General features: G+C 32.9%; 19 protein-coding genes, 2 tRNA genes and 1 rRNA gene. 6 read left to right on the forward strand and 16 right to left on the reverse strand.

Features of this window, described 5'->3' with window-relative positions:
- Window positions 1-124: 124 nt before the first annotated feature.
- From DCO46_RS12805 to DCO46_RS12815, 3 genes are all read left to right on the forward strand, one after another.
- Window positions 125-748: a lysozyme inhibitor LprI family protein gene (locus DCO46_RS12805; protein WP_116752920.1), complete on the forward strand. Its 624-nt coding sequence runs from the start codon at window positions 125-127 to the stop codon at window positions 746-748.
- 149 nt (window positions 749-897) lie between these two features.
- Window positions 898-1,968 (forward strand): PQQ-binding-like beta-propeller repeat protein, encoded by a 1,071-nt coding sequence (locus tag DCO46_RS12810; protein ID WP_116752921.1) that lies wholly within the window; start codon window positions 898-900, stop codon window positions 1,966-1,968.
- Between the two features lie 307 nt (window positions 1,969-2,275).
- Window positions 2,276-2,533 (forward strand): hypothetical protein, encoded by a 258-nt coding sequence (locus DCO46_RS12815; protein WP_116752922.1) that lies wholly within the window; start codon window positions 2,276-2,278, stop codon window positions 2,531-2,533.
- Between the two features lie 316 nt (window positions 2,534-2,849).
- Here DCO46_RS12815 and DCO46_RS12825 read toward each other — a convergent pair whose 3' ends face one another.
- The 3 genes from DCO46_RS12825 to DCO46_RS12835 form a co-directional block, all read right to left on the reverse strand.
- A complete protein-coding gene (locus DCO46_RS12825) occupies window positions 2,850-4,298 on the reverse strand; it encodes a serine hydrolase domain-containing protein (protein WP_116752924.1) in 1,449 nt (482 codons plus the stop codon).
- A gap of 75 nt (window positions 4,299-4,373) precedes the next feature.
- Window positions 4,374-5,207: a helix-turn-helix domain-containing protein gene (locus tag DCO46_RS12830; protein WP_116752925.1), complete on the reverse strand. Its 834-nt coding sequence runs from the start codon at window positions 5,205-5,207 to the stop codon at window positions 4,374-4,376.
- Between the two features lie 264 nt (window positions 5,208-5,471).
- Window positions 5,472-5,909, reverse strand: a complete 438-nt coding sequence (locus DCO46_RS12835) for a winged helix-turn-helix transcriptional regulator (protein ID WP_116752926.1) — start codon at window positions 5,907-5,909, stop codon at window positions 5,472-5,474.
- Between the two features lie 137 nt (window positions 5,910-6,046).
- Between DCO46_RS12835 and DCO46_RS12840 the strand changes: the two genes are divergently transcribed.
- The gene (locus tag DCO46_RS12840; RefSeq protein ID WP_116752940.1) at window positions 6,047-7,168 is read left to right on the forward strand and encodes an alkene reductase; all 1,122 of its coding nucleotides are present in this window, start codon (window positions 6,047-6,049) and stop codon (window positions 7,166-7,168) included.
- Between the two features lie 185 nt (window positions 7,169-7,353).
- Here the strand turns inward: DCO46_RS12840 and nagA are convergent, their stop codons facing one another.
- The 10 genes from nagA to DCO46_RS22690 all read right to left on the reverse strand — a co-directional run bounded on the left by nagA (window position 7,354) and on the right by DCO46_RS22690 (window position 17,579).
- Entirely contained in the window at window positions 7,354-8,505 is a 1,152-nt protein-coding gene (gene nagA, locus DCO46_RS12845; RefSeq protein WP_116752927.1) for an N-acetylglucosamine-6-phosphate deacetylase, read from the reverse strand.
- Window positions 8,506-8,587: 82 nt separating this feature from the next.
- Window positions 8,588-9,580, reverse strand: a complete 993-nt coding sequence (locus DCO46_RS12850; protein ID WP_116752928.1) for an endo alpha-1,4 polygalactosaminidase — start codon at window positions 9,578-9,580, stop codon at window positions 8,588-8,590.
- A 47-nt stretch (window positions 9,581-9,627) separates the two neighbouring features.
- Window positions 9,628-10,320 carry an aspartate/glutamate racemase family protein gene (locus DCO46_RS12855; RefSeq protein ID WP_116752929.1) on the reverse strand — a complete coding sequence of 231 codons (693 nt, stop codon included), beginning with the start codon at window positions 10,318-10,320 and terminating at the stop codon, window positions 9,628-9,630.
- 439 nt (window positions 10,321-10,759) lie between these two features.
- A complete protein-coding gene (locus tag DCO46_RS12860; RefSeq protein ID WP_116752930.1) occupies window positions 10,760-11,788 on the reverse strand; it encodes a rod shape-determining protein in 1,029 nt (342 codons plus the stop codon).
- Between the two features lie 188 nt (window positions 11,789-11,976).
- Window positions 11,977-12,456 (reverse strand): hypothetical protein, encoded by a 480-nt coding sequence (locus DCO46_RS12865; RefSeq protein WP_116752931.1) that lies wholly within the window; start codon window positions 12,454-12,456, stop codon window positions 11,977-11,979.
- A 354-nt stretch (window positions 12,457-12,810) separates the two neighbouring features.
- On the reverse strand, window positions 12,811-14,979 hold the full coding sequence (locus tag DCO46_RS12870) for a peptidase domain-containing ABC transporter (protein ID WP_116752932.1): 2,169 nt from the start codon (window positions 14,977-14,979) through the stop codon (window positions 12,811-12,813).
- Between the two features lie 10 nt (window positions 14,980-14,989).
- Window positions 14,990-16,132: an HlyD family secretion protein gene (locus tag DCO46_RS12875; RefSeq protein ID WP_116752933.1), complete on the reverse strand. Its 1,143-nt coding sequence runs from the start codon at window positions 16,130-16,132 to the stop codon at window positions 14,990-14,992.
- Window positions 16,133-16,218: 86 nt separating this feature from the next.
- Window positions 16,219-16,713 carry a hypothetical protein gene (locus tag DCO46_RS12880; protein WP_116752934.1) on the reverse strand — a complete coding sequence of 165 codons (495 nt, stop codon included), beginning with the start codon at window positions 16,711-16,713 and terminating at the stop codon, window positions 16,219-16,221.
- Between the two features lie 42 nt (window positions 16,714-16,755).
- Complete coding sequence (locus DCO46_RS12885; protein WP_116752935.1) at window positions 16,756-17,322, reverse strand: hypothetical protein; 567 nt, start codon at window positions 17,320-17,322, stop codon at window positions 16,756-16,758.
- 68 nt (window positions 17,323-17,390) lie between these two features.
- The gene (locus DCO46_RS22690) at window positions 17,391-17,579 is read right to left on the reverse strand and encodes a hypothetical protein (protein ID WP_116752936.1); all 189 of its coding nucleotides are present in this window, start codon (window positions 17,577-17,579) and stop codon (window positions 17,391-17,393) included.
- A 436-nt stretch (window positions 17,580-18,015) separates the two neighbouring features.
- Between DCO46_RS22690 and DCO46_RS12895 the strand changes: the two genes are divergently transcribed.
- Window positions 18,016-18,285, forward strand: coding sequence for a hypothetical protein (locus DCO46_RS12895; protein ID WP_124019565.1), 270 nt, complete (start codon window positions 18,016-18,018; stop codon window positions 18,283-18,285).
- A gap of 177 nt (window positions 18,286-18,462) precedes the next feature.
- Window positions 18,463-18,927, forward strand: coding sequence for a hypothetical protein (locus DCO46_RS12900; RefSeq protein ID WP_116752938.1), 465 nt, complete (start codon window positions 18,463-18,465; stop codon window positions 18,925-18,927).
- 188 nt (window positions 18,928-19,115) lie between these two features.
- Here DCO46_RS12900 and DCO46_RS12905 read toward each other — a convergent pair.
- The 3 genes from DCO46_RS12905 to rrf all read right to left on the reverse strand — a co-directional run bounded on the left by DCO46_RS12905 (window position 19,116) and on the right by rrf (window position 19,463).
- Window positions 19,116-19,201: transfer RNA gene (locus tag DCO46_RS12905), tRNA-Leu, on the reverse strand.
- Between the two features lie 6 nt (window positions 19,202-19,207).
- Window positions 19,208-19,280 (reverse strand) — tRNA-Phe (locus DCO46_RS12910).
- 73 nt (window positions 19,281-19,353) lie between these two features.
- Window positions 19,354-19,463, reverse strand: a 5S ribosomal RNA gene (rrf, locus tag DCO46_RS12915).
- Between the last annotated feature and the right edge of the window lie 230 nt (window positions 19,464-19,693).

Genomic DNA, 19,693 nt, shown 5'->3' on the forward strand with positions numbered 1-19,693 from the left:
CCTCGCCAAGCGCCATGATGCTAGCGGATAGTTTGACCGAAACTACACTAAAAATCAGATGTTAAAATACTTCGCATCTAAAAAATGTTACATTTACAGACGAAGCCGTTTAAAGAAACATAAAATGGGATTATCAAATTTGGAATTTACCTGCAGAAACAAAAAAAATGTAGTTTCGACTCCAAAAATAAATGCAAACAACCTTGTAATGAAAATAAAACTACTCTTACCGATACTTACTTTTCTATTTCTTTCGCAGAATTTTTGTTTTTCCCAAAATACCAGAAAACAATTAGAAACAGAAATTACTATTGAAATTGAAAGTAAAATTAAAGGTTTAAAAGAAGAAGTCGAAGCACAACAAATGAATCCTTTTACAAAAAACATTTATTCTGAATTTGCAATCGATACTTTTAAAATTCAGTACTTTAACAGAAGATTGATTATGTCTCTAAAAATTAACACTCTGGAACATTTAGAACTTATTAAAAACAAAACCCGTCAGTACGAAAAATTAGTAGAAAAATATTATGCGCTTTCAAAAAAAGAATGCGATCAATCGGAAAGAACTGAATTAATAACTGCTCAAACTTCCTGGGAAAATTTTAAAAATAAAGAGTTCAATTGGTTTTCAAAAAGATTTGACGGCAGTCCGCTTGATATTAATTATTACTCTGAATATTGCGAAATAATAAGACAACGGGTTTTAAATTTATACTTTTATTATACAGATTTAACAGAGCATTAGAAATAAAACGATCCGTTAACACGGGCGGCTGGCTGAATTTAAAATCATTTTTATTTGCGAGTTTTGGCTAATCCGAAAACAAGACTTAATTTAACCCTAAACCTCTTCTGGCAATGGAGCATTCGCAACTATTTTAGAGAGAAACAAGAATGAAAATAACCAAATCTTTAATCCTCCTTTTTCTAATTTGTCTTTTTGGTTGTAAAAAGGACAATGAAACTTCACTTGACAACAACCCAAAATATGTAAAATTACTGTGGAGAAATAAACAATTTGACTGGGTACCAACCACGCTGGTGGCAAAAAACAACAAGTTATATTTCGGAAATACCAGCAGATTTTTTTATTCGGTAAATTTAGAAGATGCAAAAGTGCATTTAAAATTTGAAAGTGATTACAATCCATTTCACAAACCCTTACTATCCAACGAAAATTTATTTCTGCAGGAATATGGAACTGATTTATGCTGTTTTGATCCAAAGGGGAAATTAAAATGGAAAGTTAACGGTGAGATAAATTTAAGAAAAGATCTGGCTGAAAATGACAATTATCTGTATGGTTCGGTCCAAGGGAATGGATTTAGCAAACTCAATAAAACAGATGGTAATGTAATTTGGTACTTAGGCAAAGATTCAAATAGTATGCAGACCAACAAACCTGCTTTTTTTAAAAACACCGTCTATTTAGGACATTCGGAACTTAGTGCAAAACTTTTGGCTGTTAATAACGAAAATGGCAGGATTATGTGGGAAAACAAATATGAAAAATTTTCCAATATAAGCCAAATCAATACAAAAAAAGGTCTTTTGGTCTGTCTTGACAAAGACTTCAAAAAAGGAAAAATTTTGATGCTGGATTATCATAGCGGAGATGAAATCTGGTCGGCATCTTTAAATTGTGATTTACATTATGAACCTTGTGTGGTGAATGACAACATAATTTTAAGTACTTATGATAACAAAGTCATTTCTGTAAATCTTGAGACTGGCAGAACAAATTGGTTATTAAACCTGAAAAAAGATTGCGCAGAAAGTACTATCACACATTTTAAGGAGAATATTTATTTTGGAACTATTAACCGTAATTTATATTCAATAAACAGTAATACAGGAAAAGTAAATTTCATTCAACAATTTAATTACGGCATTTCAACACCCATTGTAGATAATAACAAAATTTATTTTCCAGCAGGCGCAGGCGAAATGTGGACACTTAAATAAAAACATCTGCGGGCAATTGGGTGCAGCGAGATTTCGAATTATGTGAAATTCCTGTTTTTGCTTCGCTGGAAATTTTTAATTTAACCGTAAATAAGCAGTCCCGATTTTCCCATACCCGTCAATTGCCGGAACGTTGGCAGAAAAACTAAAAAATATGATCCTAAAAAAAAATATTTGCCATCTCTGTAATTTCAGCTTTTACTCTTCTGTTGGTACTTCTTTGCATTTTAATCATGCTTAAGAACAAAACTTTGAAAAAGAATATTCCTTTAATTTAGGTTTACTTCCTGAAAATGTCTATGAAGATATGTGTGGTTGCACTCTTGAAAAACTGTTAAGCTTTAGAAATTTTAAATCATTCGAATTAAATCCTGATACGGGCAAAAATGAGGTCATCTTTAGTCAAATTCAAACTAATGTCAGAAGCATTATCAGAAGCCATAGCAATGCCCAGTCGGGTAGAAAAACGGAACCACTGACCGTTAACTGGCCAGAACAGGAAGATTGGCACATTGTAGATCAGCAAGATGATGCGACGGGCACAATGACCTCGATTATACTATGAGAATGGCCACTATCCAGGACAGCATTAACAGATAAACCAGAAACCATAAAAAAGTGATCCATATCTTTTCCTGTTTATCTTTTGAAAATTTAATAAAACTGAAAGTATACACAGCCATAAAGGGTATAAAAATCAAAATGATAAAAAAATCAAAAACTCTTACAGCTTCTATAATGTCCTTAAGAAAATCGGGAATTGTAAAAATATGCGCCACATCATCGCAATCTTTTTCAAATCATTATGAAAAGGTTTGCAAACATTTACAATTTTTAAATAAGCCAAATGCCAAATCTATTGCAGCAAATGTTAGAGCTAGCTATTTCATCAGCAATTTATATTTTAATTTAGCATCATTGTCTTCGGGCTCTTTTTCAATGTATAACTTTAGATATTCAATCGCTTGCTTTTTTTGACCTGAAAACCTATACGCCTCACTTATATAATAATAGCCATAGGTTGAGTTTGGAAAAAAGTGATTATTTAACTTAAATAAATCTATTGCCTGATTTGTCTTTTTTTCGAACAATAGCTTACAGCCATATCTTTCAATAAGATTTTCTCTTAATAAATATTTCTTTGAATTTTGTTCTATTTCCTTAATGCCGGCTTCATACCCTTTATTGCATACTGTCTTAATTATAGCTTTAGTGTAAAAAAAAATGTCAATTGATGGTGTTGAACCCACTAATTGTTTTTTAATCAGATTACTCACTTCCCAATAATTTTCGACTTCTCCATTTGTCAGAATAACAACAGTATACCCCAAATCCGGATACATCATTAGTTCACCTGCAATACCATCATGCCCGCCAGTATGTCCAATAATTCGGTGTCCGTTTATTGTGTTTTCTTCAAACCCGTATCCATACATTCCTTCTCTATACTTCACTTTACCTGATGTACAAAGAGCTGTATTTTCTTTGCTAAGTAAATGATTGTTTTGTAAAGCATTGGCGAAACTTAACAAATCGTCAACTGTTGAATAGCCACCACCAGCAGGAGTTCCTTTGGCTAGATTTGAGAAAATATTATTTTTCCATTGCCCTGGTTCTTCCAATGACATGGTATAGCCGGTAGCTAAATTTGGAATAGCATTATCCAATTCGTAAGCATCAGTATTAATCATTTTTGCAGGTTTATATATGTATTCTTTTACGAAATCAAAATAATTTTGACCCGACACCTTTTCAATGATTAATCCTAAAACCATGTATCCGGAATTGCTATACAAGAAGTCACTACCCGGAGTAAAGGCCAGTTTTTTATTAACAAACAACGGAAGGTAATCAGAAACTGTTTTGAATTTTTCTTTTGCAAGCTTATCGTATTCCTCCCAAAAACTGTTCATTCCGGAAGTGTGCGTTAATAATTGATGGATGGTCACAGAGTCGGCAACAGTTTTATTGGGATAATCCAAAAGATATTTGCCTACTTTATCCTGAAGCGAAATTTTACCAGATTCCACCAATTGCATGATAACCATTGCTGTGAACATCTTGTTTATAGAAGCCAAGTTGAACTTCGTGTCGGGTTTATTTTTAATACTGTCCGGCAAATTGGCAAAACCAAATGCTTCTCTATATATCGATTTGCCATTTTTTGCAATAAGAACGACCCCACTTAAGTGATTTTCTTTTTCAAGATTTTTTAAGTGAGAGCTTATCGGATACACTATACTTTCCAAATTTTGTGATTTAACCACAGTAGGTTGTAAAAGAGCTGTCAGGAAGATAGATGTAATAAAATATATTTGACGAGTTGTCATATGGACCTCATTTTATGATTAAGTGACAAAATTACTTTAATCATAAAATGGAAAATTGTACAAATGTAAACCTATCTATAAAAACAGCCAGTGGATTTGTTTTTTTTCCAGCGCAGTTGTTTTTTTGAAAAAAACCTTAGGAGAGAACCCGGTCACTGATTTGAATTCTCTTATCATATGGGACTGGTCAAAATAATCAACACCATATGCAATATCCGTTAATTTTTTTCCTGCATTATCTGATGAGTATTTATTAACTGCATTTCTAAATCTTAGTATCTTTTTGAATTGAGAAGGTGTTTTACAGATATGTCTCCCAAAGTGTTTGTTTAATGTGGTACGTGAAATCGCATTTTTTTTACATAGTTCTTCAATTGTTAAAGCTGCATTTTCTTCACACATAATTTCAGACAAAACAGTTTCAAGAAAATTATGCTGAAACCCTGTTAATTTGGATAACCAATAACTTTCAACAGCTTGAATTTTTTCAGTATCACTTTGCAAAGAAAGAATTTCAATCATAGCTTTTCTGTAATCTTCAAAAGGTGAAAATTCAGAAAAGCCTGAACTGTTGTAATGGCTTAATTCATGCTTCAAAAATGAACTAATAGCTAAAGGTTTGAAATAGATCGTAATTTCATTTATTTCTCCTTCATACTGGACATACACAGGCTTATTGAAATTAGATACCAAATTTGTTTCAATCTTATTTTCATCGCATTGCCTGATTATTAATTTATTTCCTTTATTAATAGTTTTTGATTTTTCACTTATGGATACAATGGTAAAAATAGATGGGAAAGTTATGTATTTGGCGGGTCTTTCTTCAGATGTATGTGTGAGTATATAAATAGACTCTATGTATTTTTTAAGTAAAGGATTTAAAGGGGAATAAACTTTTATTTTCATAGGTTGTAATGTGGAGCTAGATCCTAATGACTAAAAATTGGATTCTTTTGCTGTCAACGAGCCTTTTAATTTGATTGATGCTTTTTGGACGTTATATGAGTGGCTATGCAAATTTCAGCTGTTAATCATTTAATTTAATGCTTTTCCTTCTAATTTTAAAATTTGTTTCCACTGCTAAACCGGAATTACATCTTTCTCACTTTCAATTGAATAGTTATTTATACTGTAAAAGATTTAGAAGTTTCTAAAATAAAAAATTACTAATTAAAAGCAGAAAATCATACTATTTTTTTTCTTCAGGAACCATACTCCGATATGACAGGCAGGCTGATTTTGAATTTGTTTAATCTTCGGATCTTGTTTAATAGTATTCTCTAAAAATGACCGATTTGAGTCTCCCCATTGGTTCATGGCGTCAATAACATGCATTAATGACCAGCCAATTTCCGTTAACGAATATTCTACTTTAGGAGGTAATTCCGGATAAACTTTTTTAGTTACCATGCCATGTTCCTCAAGTTCTTTGAGCTGGACATTCAGTACCCTGCGAGTTGCTTCTGGCAGTAGTCGTAAGATTTCGCTTGGACGCTTGATATCCATAGAAATCGCATTGAGTAATGCTGGTTTCCATTTCCCGTTCAATACTTCCCTGGTCAGATGCAGACCGCAATCTATGGTGAGAGGAATCTTTCTTTCGTACATATTAATTCTCTTTGCACAAAATTAGTCATTTTATTGCTATTTCAATATGGGGATAAATTTATCCCTAGGCACTTAGTTTCACCCATATTGTGTCGAAAAAATATATGTCAGAGATTTGCAAGAAATAAATGAAAACAATGAAAAATACTCCACAAATACTATTAGAAGAATACCAGTTAGGCGATTTAAAATTGAAAAACCGCATGGTTATGTCATCACTTACCAGAGGTCGTGCCGCTAATAAAGGTCTTGTGCCTACATCACTAATGGCTGAATACTATGCGCAGCGTGCTTCTGCAGGTTTAATTCTGAGTGAAGGAACATGGGTGAGTTCAAAATCTATCGGTTTTATTAATGTACCCGGTATATATACTCCCGAGCAAATAGAAGGATGGAAAATGGTAACTAAAGCCGTACATGACAAAGGTGGTTTAATCTTCTCACAATTAGGCCATATTGGCTCTGCATCACACCCCGATTTTTTTGACGGAGAACTACCAGTGGGGCCATCAGCCATCAATCCGCAAACACGCTCTTATACACCTGAGGGTTTTAAAGATTCTCTAACACCAAGAGAGTTTACTGTCCCTGAAATTAAGCAAACAATACAGGATTATAAAAAGGCAGCCCAAAATGCTAAACTAGCCGGATTTGATGGTATCGAAATACATGCACAGGCAGGAATGCTGATTCCACAATTTCTAAGTCTGGCGACTAATGTGCGTACTGATGAATATGGGGGCAGTATTGAAAATCGTTCAAAGATTATATTTGAAATTCTGGATGCTGTTCTGGAAGTTTGGGACAGTACTCGTGTTGCCATAAAGTTTACTCCGGCTGCTATAAGCAACGTAGGTATTATGTGTCCTGATGAGCAAACTATACCTACATTCCAATATATTCTAAAAAAACTGAACGACTACGATTTAGCTTATCTGCACATCGTTGGGCCGGCGGAAGATTTAACCGGCACAGCAGTAGAAATATTGCAGGATAATTACTTCAGTCATTTTCGGAACAATTACAGCGGAAGACTGATGGTCAACCTAGGTTTTACACAGGAAAGCGCAAATGCAATTCTGAGTGATGGTACAGCTGATCTTGTTTCTTTTGGCGTCCCATTCATTGCCAATCCGGATTTGGCAGAACGATTCAGGTATAATTTACCATTATCAAATAGCAATCCTGCTACTTATTATGTCGATGGAGAGGATGGATACACCAACTATCCAACGGCCGGATCCGTTAAAAATCCTTAAAAGCAGTCAAAGAAAATTGAAAACAACAATAAAATATATGTGTCAGCTTTGAATCATTGGCGTAATGGAGTGGATACCTTTTTTGCCACAAAAAGTTAAGACGGTTTTAAAAGATATTTCATCAGTCTAACTTTTGTGGCAGAATTTATTATGCGATTCATTACTTCTCTAAAAAGGTTTAAGAATTAGATTTTATTATCCTGCAATTTTATTGAAATACCATTATACACAACTTCTAAAATTTCAAAATTTTTATTAAAGATTACAAAACTTGCAATCCTTCCAGGTTTAATTGACCCAAAATCATTCGCAATTCCAAGTACCTGAGCAGGATATAAAGTTGCCATATTAACCGCTTCTGCCAGAGGGATATCAACATATTTTACACAATTTTCAATAGCCTTGAGCATAGTTAATTTAGAGCCGGACAAAACTTCATCACCGCTTATTTCATCAAGAGTTATATACCTGTCATCTCGCTCTGTATGTTTATAAACTCCATTTTCACAGGGAGTTGCCGCATCACTAATAAGGTAAAGTGAATCATGTAAGTTACGTTTTGCCAATGCAACCATCGCAAAGTCCACATGAACACCATCAGCGACAATACTTGTAAAAGGTTTACTTTCAAAAATAGCTGCGATTGGACCTGGATTCCTATGATGAAGACCTGGCATCCCATTGTAAAGATGAGTAACCGCTTTTCTTTTTCCAGACAAAAATTGTCGTGTTTCATTGTAATTGGCACCTGTATGTCCCATTGAGGTGACAATATTGTTTTTTTCAAGCCAATTTAAAACTTCCAAGCTCTGAAGTTCAGGTGCTATTGTCAGCATTTTTATTTCTCCCTGTGCTTTGTCAAACCAGTTTTCTAATTCTTTTACTTTAGCTTTTCTTATAAATTCATTTGGATGAGCTCCCCTATTGGCTGGATTGATAAAAGGTCCTTCAATGTGCAGTCCAAAAAAATTGCTCGCACCTGATTTCCTGTATTGCACTGCACTTTTAATAGCTTCATCTATTACATTATCAGCGTTAGTAGAAACTGTGGGTAAGAACACAATAACTCCCTCTTTTATTAAATGTTCTTCCATTTTAGAAAGAGCCTGCACATTTGGGTTGCTTCCAAACAGTGCACCGCCGGCACCCATGACCTGTAAATCCACAAATCCGGGACATAAATAGGCACCCTGCAGATCTACTATTTCTACATCAGGTATTGAAGTATAATCTTTTAAAATAGCAGAAATCTTATTTGCGGAAACTAACAACACTGAATCTTCAATGATAGTGCCGTCGGTTACAATTTTTACATTAGTATAGGCTTTATTTGACATGTTATAAGATTAAATATCACAGCAGATTTAATAGGTCTTTTTAATTTTAATATTGCATTTCTTTTGAAAACCCAATAACAATTTATTTTTCATAATACTCAAAAGCATCTATTATATCCAAATAAACGCCATCAAAATTCGCATCGATTATTTTCTTCAAATATGAATTATCAGTACCATATATGATTTTTTGCCAGTCAGCATTCCAGTATTTAACTTTAAAATTGCCTTTCCAGTCCGGATTTTCAGCATCCAGCCATTCAGGACGGCTACTGCTCCAGCTATCTTTCCAGTAATACCTGTAATTCTCCGCTTCACCAATAGACATATAAGAAATTACCAGTCTTTTCCCTCCATTAGCTTTGTTTTTTAACTGATTTATTTCAGTTTTAGAAAAAGCTGTTCCGTCTGTAAAAAATAAATCCATAATCAAAAGGTCATAGTTTGTAGAAGTTACAGCATTGATGAATTCAACTTTAGTATTGAATTTAGATGGATTAATGAGATAAAGAAAGTTTTTTGCCTGGGGAATCTCATTGACCGTATTTGCATTTTCCTGGTAAATTGGATTAGGAAAAGTTGGAATAGTATTTAATTCTCTTTCATTGGCGGCAAATGAAAGGTATCCGGCATTTTTATTTTGCAGATATGAACTCTCCATCTTAGAAGGATCAGAACAATAATCTGTTACCAGGATCACTTTCCCTGCTTTTTTGGATATGTTCAGTAATCCCTGCAAATAAGCGTTATCCTTATTGTCTGTAGCAACATTATCCTGGTCGTATCCAAAAAATAAGTCTTCCTGACCGTTGGCATCAATAGCTTTAAGATAAGCAATATGAGGATTTCCGGATACGTCTCCATTACCTGAAACCAGCTCTATACCATTTTGAGGAATGATGTTGAAAGCCGGGTTTATGGATTTTGCATATTGGCTTATCCCAATTACAAATTTCCGCATTTCCTCTTTATATTCTGTATCATTATCTGCTTTATCTGAATCATGAATATCATCTTTCTGGCATGATAACAGGAATGAAAAAATGGAAATTAATAATATTAGATTTTTTTTCATGTTTTTATCTAAATGAATTTACAGTATTTAACGTAGAAAAAAGTTATTTATTTAATTGCATATTCGATTGCTTTTAAAGCGTGGATTTCAGTTGTATCGAAAATAACACCATCACAGTTACTTTCATTGATAAGTAGCATGATTTCTGTACAACCTAAAATTATTCCTTCTGCACCTAGCCTCTTTAAGTCTTCAATTATTTCAATATAAATTTTTCTTGATTCGTCTTTCACTATTCCTTTTACTAACTCATTATAAATGATGTTATGAATATCATTTCTTTGCTTTTCATTTGGAATTATAGTTTCAATTCCATGTGTATTTATAAGTCTATTCCTGATGAATGGCTGTTCCATTGTAAATTTTGTTCCTAAAAGTCCAACCTTCTTAATTCCTTTTTCTTTAATTACTTCTGCAGTTGCATCCGCAATATGCAAAAAGGGAATACTAATGTTTTGTTGAATTAATTCCGAAAGTTTATGCATTGTATTTGTGCATAAGACGATAAAATCCGCACCGGCTTTTTCTAATCTCTTTGCCGAATCAATCATTATTTCGCCTAGCTTATCCCAATTTCCTTCATGCTGTAATTTTGCAATTTCACCAAAATCCACTGAAACCATGATGCATTTACAAGAGTGGACTCCGCCTAGAATCTCATTTGTCTTTTGATTTAATATCTTATAGTAAATTGCAGAACTTTCCCAGGATAATCCTCCAATAAGTCCAATTGTTTTCATATTTAAGTTTTTATAATTAATATAATTTTTTAAAATCCTGGCTCATTTTCAATTAGAAAATTTACCAAAGCGATAGTAAAGAAATTATAGCTAATCAGCTCCTAACATTTGTATGATAGAAACCATTTAGCTTTCCAGTAAATATATAGAAAAACTATTTGAAAGTATGTCCAATGTACTTAATGCCTAATCGATCTAATACTGAGTTTAGTGTTTGAAAGAGTACCAATCAACCAACAGGTTGTTGCCCCATTAATATGAATTTATTGAAAAAGTAAATCACTTTTATATCCTTACCTACAGGGCTCCATTTAGTTGTTGGACAACTTGATAAATGTGTATTTTAAATTATTTTAACATGTAGTCAATTTTATTAAAACTAACTACATGTGCTTTTAATAGATAAATAAATACTTAATAGGTTCACATTTAAAACTTCCTATTTCAGCAGTACACTTATGTATTTATCTATGTCTTTTAATACAATACCAGTTCCTCTTACCACTGCTCTTAAAGGATCTTCGGCTATGTATACCGGAAGATCTGTCTTTTGAGAAATTCTTTTATCAAGACCACGGAGCATTGCTCCACCTCCGGCGAGATATAGTCCGGTATTATAAATATCGGCGGACAACTCAGGTGGTGTTAGCGAAAGCGTTACCATAATAGCATCTTCAATTCGTAGCACCGATTTATCCAAAGCCCTTGCAATTTCCCTGGATGATATCCTGACTTCTTTGGGTTTGCCCGTAAGCAGATCTCTACCCCTGACCATCATATCTTCCGGAGCATCTTCAAGTTCTTCGATTGCGGCACCAACCTCAATTTTTATCTGCTCTGCCGTAGCCTCACCAATGTAAAGGTTATGATGCGTTCTCATGTAATATAATATATCCCCGGTAAAAACATCACCTGCAATTTTTATGGATTTATCACAAATGATTCCCCCAAGTGCAATAACAGCAATTTCTGTAGTTCCTCCACCAATATCAACCACCATATTTCCTTTGGGCTGCATCACATCTAAACCCATACCTAATGCTGCTGCCATTGGTTCATGAATTAAAAAAACTTCTTTTCCGTTCACTCTTTCACAGGACTCCTTTACGGCTCTCATTTCGACTTCCGTAATACCACTTGGAATACAGACGACCATACGCAGTGCCGGAGTGAAAAATTTTTTCTTTATTTCAGGTATGTTTTTTATGAACCAGTTGATCATTTTCTCTGATGCATCAAAATCAGCAATAACTCCGTCTTTAAGTGGCCGAATTGTTTTAATATTTTCGTGCGTCTTACCCTGCATTAAACTTGCCTCTTTGCCTACAGCAATAATTTTTCCGTTTCTGATATCCCTGGCGACAATTGAAGGACTGTCTACCACAACTTTTCCGTCATAAATTATCAATGTATTTGCTGTTCCCAAATCCATAGCGATCTCCACTATCATAAAATCAAGTAAACCCATAAGTATCGTATTTAATTAAAAAAAACGACATTATCGGTGTTTTATTCTGTGGAGGTTGGAAAATATAGTATTTTAACCTAACAATTAGTTTTGTGGTCCTGGTTAAAATCAATAGTTTTTATATCAATAAGTACTTATAAAACTTTTCATTAAGCCAATTACCAAATTCGTTGTAGTAGCTGTTGTACTTAGCTTTTTTGAATGTGGTCTATGTCCAGTACATCACTCAGTTTATTTAAACTGGATTTTGATAATCTTCTGAATGCCAATTCAATAAACACATATCGAATCATTAATAACTGTAGAATTGCTACAAGTATAAAGATGATTGAAAACTCTTCTTTCTTAGAAAAAAATTGAGCAATTAAACCAATGAAAGGAAGACACAATAAAACACTTAGCAAAATCCTGAAGGCTTTATTAATTTCAATTTCTACTTGTCCATCCTTGTTAACAATTTTGCCTGTTAAAACACAAAATGCACCTTTGCCAATTTCTGAGGATATGACTCTAAATGTATTGTCTTTAACTATTCCACGAAATGATTTGTCGGTTATATTTGAAGTCAGACTCTCAGACAGTTCAGTTCTTCTTTTTAAACGTTCAAGGGTTTCTGTTTCTTCTCCAATTATACTGAAAATATACTCGCTTTTTGGAAATAATTTCATTCGTTTTTTTGTTATTTTAAAATTGGGCACAATGTTTCGCTACTGCAGCGGGTTTCGGACTAAATTAAGCTCTATTTTCGGATTTGCCAAATCCTTTTAAATACAAAAGTGATACACTTGCCTTTGGTCCAGCCCGGTTAAGGGTCCTGATTAGCGATGAAATCAACGGGTGAAAACGGTATGAAAAGCGGAAATTTCGGGATCTCGTTTGCTAAATCCTTCTCATCTGACAGTAGGACTAAAATACAATACGCAAATTATTAAAATATAATTTTACAGACCACTATATTTTTTTAAAGAAATGTGAAATATTTGTGTTTCTGAATTTATTCGCGAATACAAAGATTCACTTACTTAAACCAGACTTTGCTTTTTCCATAGGTCAAAATATTTTTCCTTTTTTTCTAATAAATCATGATGATTACCTGATTCTGTAATTTTTCCATTTTCCATTACCAGTATCTTATCTGCATTGGCAATTGTACTTAGACGGTGTGCTATTATAATAATAGTTTTACCTTCTTTTTTGAAATCATTAATAGTTTGCTGAACAATCATTTCTGAACTTGTGTCCAGTGAAGATGTAGCTTCATCCATCAATAAAATATCCGGATTTTTATATAATGCCCTCGCAATAGCGATTCTTTGCTTTTGACCTCCGGATAACATAGCGCCATTTTCACCAATTTGTGTTTCAAAACCATTTGGTAGTTTTTCTGCAAATTCAGTTATTCCTAATTGTTTTGATAAATCTAATATTCTTTTAATGTTTGGGACAGAATCTCCTAAAGCAATGTTTTCGATAATATTTCCGGAGAATAGATTAAGTTGCTGAGGAATAACCCCAATAGATTGTCTTAAGCTTTTGTAATGAATAAACTGAGTATCATAATCTCCAATATAAATTTTCCCTTCTTTAACAGGATATAAATTTTGAAGAAGGGAAATTAATGTAGTTTTTCCGCTACCGCTTTCTCCAACTATCGCTGTTGTCTGATTTTTTTTGAATACAGCATTAAAGTTTTTAAAAACGTCCATTCGCGAACCATATCTAAAACTTACATTTTCAAATTTTATATCTCCTATGTTTTCTTTCTGCAATTCAATTTTATTTTCTGTCTTTTCACGTTCTAAATCCATGATCTCAAAAAGCCTGTCTGCAGCTATTAAAGCATTCTGAGCCGTTTTATTCATGCCAATAATAGAAGCAACAGGAGAAGTAAAATAGCCAATCAGAGCGTAAAATGAAAATAACTCTCCTGGAGTTATCACTCTGTCAATAACATAACCAGAACCGATCCACATTAAAATAACAGTAAATACAGAAGCTAAAAATTGTGTTGAAGTAGTCGAAAAAATACCATTCAGTCCTGATTTGTAAGTTGTAAACAAAAGTTTTACAAATTTGTTTTCTGTTTTTAAGTTTGAAAAATCCTCTATACCAAATTCTTTAACCGTTCGCACATGAGTAACGCTTTCAACTAATTGTGTTTGGAGCTCTGCTGCATTCTCCATAATATTCCGTTCTACTTTTTTATTGAATTTATTCATTACAAAGTAAATCAGACCATAAAAAGGGATTACAATTAAAATTACCAAAGCCAGTTTCCAATAATAAGTGAACATTAATACGAATGAAAAAATGACAATAAAAATATTGACAATCATATCAATTGCAACTTCGTTTATAAAGGATCTGATTTTTACAGCATCATTTATTCTGGAAGTAATTTCCCCTATTTGCATAGTATCAAAAAATCGCTGGGGCAAATGAAGCAAATGTTTGTAGTATCCAAGAATTAATTTTGCATCAATCAACTGCCCTGTCTTCATTACAAAAATACTTTTTTGGGAACCAATGTAACCCTGAAGCAAAATAACTCCCAGCATCGATATACTCAATAAGTTAAGCAGTTTTCGATTTCCATCGACCAAAACATAATCCGTTATTTTTTGAATGTATATTGACATTGCCAATCCCAAAACTGTAAAAATAATTGCGCCTGTCAACGCCTGAACCAAAATGTTTTTATGCGGTTGTATCAAATGCCAAAAACGGGTAATAGGTGAGACTTTTTCGTTGTACGTTTTAAATTCATCATTTTGAGAAAAGAGGATTAATACGCCCGACCAGGTTTTTTTGAATTCTTCATAAGTATACGTTTCCATTTTTCCACAACCCGGATCCATTACTGTAATCTTTGACTTGCTTTCCTCTTTTGTTTTTAGGACTTTGCAGATTACAACATAATGATGCAATTGCTCTTTTATAATCACATGCGCAATTGCCGGTAAAGGAATTTTATCTAAAGAGTCGATACCACCTTTTACTCCTTTTGCTGTAAAACCCATTTTTTCTGCAGCTTCAATAATACCCAGAACATTGGTACCATGTTTATCAGTATTGGCATACTGTCGGATTCGGGCTATTGGGAGATTAACCTGGTAATGATTTCCTATAGAAGCGAGACAAGCAGCACCACAATCTTTTATATCATGCTGTTTAATTTTTATTGATGCCATTTTTTAATTGCTAATTATCTGTTGATAATTGTTTTGGGTTGAGCCAGTCATCTACTTTGTCAAATAATAATTCGTATAAGCTTCTTCTGGCTATGATATAGCGGCTTGTAAGCGTCATTCCTTTTGAAACCTGTGTTTTGTAACCCGATTTAAGTTTCATTTCTGTTGACTTTAACTCGCATCGCACTTTAAAAAAGGTCTGATTTTCTTGTATTGAAACATTTCTGTCAATATCGATTACATTTCCTTCCAGAAAACCCCATTGGTTATAGTTAAAAGCATCAAGTTGAAATTTTACTTTTTGGTTTTTATGAATAAGGCCAATATCATTTGAAGAAACAGAGCTTTCTACAATTAAATGATCAACTGCGGAAATAGTTGCAATTGGCTGGGACAAGTTTAAAAATGAACCTGGCTGCAAACCAGAAAAATTTTCTATTGTTCCAGAAATTGGAGCTGTAATAAAATAATCATGCTCTTCAACTTTTAATTTTTCAACGCTTCCGTTTAAGTTTTTTAATTGTTCTTCCAAATCTCTTTTTTGATTTTCCCAAACCGATTTTTGCTCGCTTACATAACTTTTTAATGCTTCATTAGCAGAACGCAATTCGTATTCGTACTTCTCATATTCTGCCTTAGCAATAATATTTTTATTGTATAAACCTTTATTCCGGTTGAAATTAATTTGAGTCTGAGAAACTTTGCTTTGTAATTCGTTTTTTCGGGACTCAAATTTGATAAAATCTTTTCTTGCCGTAGAAGTTTTCAAATGTGAAGTATAACCTGATAAAATTGAGTTTATATCCTGAAGAAGTTCATTAACAGAACTTGATAATATATATTGAGTATTTTTTTCGGTTTCAAGGTTTTGCTTTGCAATTTTTATAAGTGTGTCACCTTTTTTTACCACAGCATTATTCTTTAGATTAAGCCAAATAATGCGTCCACTAACAATAGCAGTAACAGGAACATTGTCAGTAGTGCTTCTAACAATACCACGGCTTTGGCTGCTAATATCTATTTTTATAATCGGTAAGGATATCAAAAAAATCAATACTCCTAAAACGATTATAATGTATATAGATATGCTCTTGGTTTTATTTCTTGATATTAAATTCTCAAGAGTATTTACGGGATCTGAACTGAAGTTCATGAAGTTGTTTTTTTATATAAATTAAAAGCTCTGACACTTTAGTCTTTTAATTTTATTAATAATACCTGATAGAGCAGATTGATAAATTATTCTTTTATCTCGGTCAGATTTTCTTCAATAAATTTTTCGACAGATTTGGGCAATGGCTGAAAAAGAATATTGTCAATATGTTTCCAATAATCATTTTGATGAGAACTTGATTTTTTAAAACTATAATTATTATCCAATCCTTTAGCATCAATATTTTCAGAAAGACGAGACTTCAAAACAAAAACTTCATGTATAGCATCCACTTTTTGAGTTTCTATATCTTTTCGGGCTTTTATTGAATAATTTCGAATTTCTTTAAAATACAACAACGAATTAAATCCTATTTCTTCAAATTTTTCATTGTTAAAAAGAGAATTAATCGTATAATTATTCAAAGTGTTTTCTACGCCCAGACCTTTCATTACTTTTGGTTTGTCATCCGTAATAATCGCTAAACTCAAACCAGTAGTATTAGAATCCAGGTGTAATGACCCTCTCAAACTGTTTTCACCCTTATTTCTAATATTTACATCAATCGACTCTTTTTGCAAATCGTAACTTTCATTTAAATTATTATAATCTAAAAGTTTGCTTCACATTGGAGCTCCAACGATCTGGAAATAAATTTTAAAACCTTTTTCTTTTAATTGAGGTATTGATTTATTCTCAAAAGAACGATTGGAAATAAATTTCAATTTTATTTTTTTTGTTTTTAATGAAATGTAATATTCTACAATTCCATCCATAAAATAATGAACTCTGTCATTATTAATCTGTACACTCCTGACATATGCGCTAATAACCAAATATTGGTTTTTATCCTTTATATTAGAGATTACAACTTCTTGTAACTCATTTGTAATTGGTTGCATTGTCACAATAGAATTGATATTATAGTCTTTTATCGCAACAAGTTTATTTTGATAGAATGAATTAACAAAAGTCAAATATTTTGTATCCGATGATAGTATTTTATTTGTCAAATCTTTAGACATTAAGCCATCTGCGCTAGTACTGCCTATTAAATTTCCTTTATCAGAATAGATTTCTACAAAAAAAATTTTCTCATTAGACAGCTGGTCTCTAAATTCTTGTGAACACAATACGGATTTACAACCAATAAAAAAGAAAAGTGCTATTAAAACTATTTTATATTTCATTCTTAAATTATAAAAAAGAGAGATCGTATTTTTACTCTCTCTCTTTTAGTTAATTTACATGGTAGATTCTACCACCAATGCCATTCAAGATTTCCATCAATTCCATCAAGGAATCCTGTAAGACGTGGCCATCCACCTTCAGTTTCTTGCACCTCTTGAGCATTAAGCTCAACTAAATTCAATTCTTCTAAATTCATGATTATATTTTTAAAATTAAACATTTTAATATTTCTGTCTGTCAGTTGCTGACGCGACACTGCATTAATTTTTTAGGATTATAAAAAAACAATTAATAATCCGGTAATTGGCCAATTACTTATAGAAAGAAGTCACTTTCTCACATCGACGTCTCTCTGCAAAAAATGTCTCATTTTTCCGAAGTCAAAACTAGGCTAATATCCCACTCCTCACAAATACACTATCTCGAAATTCAGGAATATCGTATCGGAATTCCCGAATTAAGTATCAAACAAAAACATAATACATTGATTGTAAGTGTTTTAATTATTTCATTCTTATCATTTTATATAAAAACCTTAGTTTATATACCCGCTATTTACATTTCATATAAGAAACGATACATTAGAATTCAACAATTCTTAAGAAGAATTATATAAAATCACCTGAGCTATAAACTGTACTTTTATTAATAATGAAACGAAAAACAGTAACTCATTAACTAAAATTATTTGTATGAAATCCGAAAACTACTTTTATATGTCTGAAGATCCTTCAGAAGATATTACATCTTACGAGGAACAGCTATTACTAAATTATGATGATTATCTCAAAGGCAATCTTGCATTAACCTCTAATAGCTACAATCGGTTAGAGACTGTAGAACTGGAAGAAGACTTAGAGGATGATTTCGATTCAGAGTATGACGAAAATGACTGGGAAGAAGAGGAATCAGAGGAAAGCGAGAATCTACCCGGAACTTTTGAAATGATGGCTACGGAATAAAAAGATACTTCTAATTCTGACGTAACAGTTACTGAATTTTTGTGTTATCAAGGAAATGTGTTTTGATAAAGCAACAAAATGAATCATTCAATTCTATCAATATTAAAAAGATTAACTTCTGTAACCATATTATCTGATTACAGAAGTAAATTTCCAATACTTTACTAAAAATATTTTATGAAAAATTATTTAATGCTTTTAATATCAGTTTTCTTCTTTTCCTGCCAGCAAAAAGAAATCAAGAAGGTTTCTGTTCCGCTCTCAGAGCCAGTTTCCGCAAAGGAAAACAAAGAAGAGAACAAACAAGTTGGCGACACTATTTTTGTGAATTTAACGAATGAAAAAGGATCGTTTAACACTGAAGGTACCTTAGATTCTATTCATTCAAGAGTATATGTCAAATTTAAGAGTGAAGAAGGAGGTAAATTGAACGCAAAGATTCTTCCAGCCGGAGGCAAAGGAAACATCCGTTTCAACCAAATTATTTTTCCTGATAAAACCTCAGACGGTCCATTCGGAATGGATTTGGAAATCCAGCTTAAACAAAAAGGAAATTATATTATAGTAATTGGACATTCCCAAATGGCTGACAATCCTTACCTGGGTAAATTTAATGTTCAGCTCGAAAGTAGAAAAGAATAGTTTATTGACATATTCATGAATATAAATTCTTTTAGGCCGAATCATGATTCAAGAGTATTTAGCGTAATTTCATTATTTTGGTTGTGAAAGTAAACTCTATAAAATCATAAACTTAAATATTGAAATAATATCTTTTAGTTTATATCAAAAAAAAACTTCAATTAACAAAAGCCTATTGAAGTTTTTAGTACTCAGAGCGGGACTTGAACCCGCACGAACATTGCTGTTCACTGGATTTTAAGTCCAGCGTGTCTACCAATTTCACCATCCGAGCATTATGTGGTACCTCCAGGGATCGAACCAGGGACACATGGATTTTCAGTCCATTGCTCTACCATCTGAGCTAAGGTACCTTTATTTACTTATAACTATATAAATAAAGTAAGAATAAAAAACCCTGTGACTTACGAAACAGGGTTTTCAAAAGAAAGGCGACGACATACTCTCCCACATAACTGCAGTACCATCTGCGCAGGCGGGCTTAACTACTCTGTTCGGGATGGGAAGAGGTGAGCCCCGCCGCAATAACCACCTTAAGGTTGTTAGTAATTAGTCCTTAGCGCTTAGTAAGTAGTCCTTAGACTCTTTACCAGTTACTTTTCACTAGTTACTGCTCTTGCGCGAGCAAATATCTTAACATACTGAGATAAAGAAAAGAAGTATTGATTTAGAAAGTTCTCTCCCGAGAGCTTTCGCTCTCGGGAAAAAGGGTGTACATAAGCTTACGGATTATTAGTACTACTCGACTATGACATTACTGCCTTTA

It is taken from the genome of Flavobacterium sp. HTF (genome assembly GCF_003105115.1).
Lineage (GTDB): Bacteria > Bacteroidota > Bacteroidia > Flavobacteriales > Flavobacteriaceae > Flavobacterium.